General features: G+C 34.5%; 1 protein-coding gene. It reads right to left on the bottom strand.

Annotation, left to right across the window (positions count from 1 at the left end):
* Positions 1-165: 165 nt before the first annotated feature.
* Complete coding sequence (locus FPG59_RS15805; protein WP_086455495.1) at positions 166-1,545, bottom strand: M28 family peptidase; 1,380 nt, start codon at positions 1,543-1,545, stop codon at positions 166-168.
* Positions 1,546-1,819: the final 274 nt, after the last annotated feature.

The raw sequence follows: 1,819 nt of genomic DNA, 5'->3' as shown, positions 1-1,819 counted from the left end.
TAGTAATCTCGATAGTAATGGAATAGGATTGTATTTGGTTTACAATCACATTACCAGTTTAGGAGGAAGAATTGCGGTAGAAAGTAAAATAAATGAAGGTGCCACATTTATTATTTCATTCAAATATTGAAAAAAATAATTGTGACACCTCCACAAAGATTGAATTTATTTAGCTATTCCATTTTGATCCATCAAATACACCAGTGAAGCCATAGCGGCAGCTCCTAGTTCTAACTCTCTTTTATGAACTGCATCAAAAGTATCATTAGACGCATGATGATGATCAAAATAACGTTGTGAATCTGGCTGCAACCCCACTTTTACAATGTGTTTTGATTGCAATGGACCTATGTCAACACCAGAATGACCTTTGACGAACTTATGTATTAAAAAAGGTTCAAATAAAGATCCCCAACTTTTTATCTGATTAAAATTAACCTCATCGGCATCAATAGAGAAACCTCTTGGAGAAAATCCACCCGAATCACTTTCTAAAGCAAAAATATGATTTTCCTTGTTTTTACTAGATTGAATTTCGTATTCCTTACCGCCTTTAACACCGTTTTCTTCGTTCATAAATAAAACTACTCGCAAGGTATGTTTTGGTTTATATCCAATATTTTTGAAGATATTCAATACTTCCATACTTTGCACACAACCTGCACCGTCGTCATGAGAACCGTCTCCAAGATCCCAAGAATCAAGATGCCCACCTACAACCATAATTTGTTCTGGATTTTCTGTACCTGTCATCTCGCCTACCACATTATAGGACAGCACATCGTCAAAAGTTTCACAGGATTGTTTCAAATAAAAACTAGCATTCGGATTGGTTTTTAAACTTTTACTTAAAAGTTCGGCACCGTTTGTACTTATTGCGGCAGCAGGAATTCGTTGTTCCTTAGCAGTATCTCCGTAATTAGTAGCGCCAGTATGCGGTAAATCGTCTAAACGTAAGTTCATAGATCTCACAATAACTGCTAAAGCCCCCAGTTTTCCTGCCTCTCTAGCACCAGATGATCTTTGGTCTACACAACCACTGTATGCTTTAAAAGTCTCTACAAACTCAGGATTCATGGGTCTATTAAAAAAAATAATTTTTCCTTTTACTTTTGCTTCGCCAAGTGCTGCAAGCTCTTCTAAGCTTTTTACTTCAATTACGTTGGCTTGCAGTCCTTTTTTAGGAGTCGCTACTGATCCTCCCAAAGCACAAATAGGAAAACTAATTTTTTGTTTCCCTAGTTGTAAATAGCCTATTTCTTTTTCACCTCTTACCCATTTTGGGACCATTACCTCTTGCAAGTACACTTTGTCTAATCCTAATGTTTCTAATTGCGCTTTAGTATATAAAACGGCTTTCTCAGCTCCTGCTGAACCTGATAATCTGGAACCAATAGCATTTGACAAGTGGTCTAGCCAAGGATAACATTTGGCATTGGTTAGGGATGATTTGTATATGTCTTTTAAGGTTTGTTCTTCTTTTGATTGTGCAAAGAGGCTACACGTAGCCATAAAAAGTGACGCAACAACAATTGATTTTTTCATAGTAAATTTAGACTTTCTAAGAATTCTTAATTATAATTTAGGTTTTGGTTTTCGTTGCAATTTCGTAATTCCAAACGAATAATGTAAGGGTAATTTAAAAAAAGTAAATTTTATGTTGTTTCAGGATTATTTGTTTTGTGGCTATTAAGGTCTTTATTAGTATTAATTTTATTTAAATAGTGTGGAAATACAATTTATGGCTGTTGATCGAACATTTATTTGAAATTTATAATTCGGATTTAAGAAAACTTCAGAAGATGATTATTTCAAATTC

It is taken from the genome of Flavobacterium sp. FPG59 (genome assembly GCF_002150205.1).
Taxonomy (GTDB): Bacteria; Bacteroidota; Bacteroidia; order Flavobacteriales; family Flavobacteriaceae; genus Flavobacterium.
Note: the sequence above shows the minus strand (reverse complement) of the source record. Positions and strands in the feature narration are given on the sequence as shown.

What these genes read in the sequence shown, in the direction of transcription:
- FPG59_RS15805 (WP_086455495.1), bottom strand. Translation starts at nt 1,545, where the DNA reads ATGAAAAAATCAATTGTTGTTGCGTCACTTTTTATGGCTACGTGTAGC.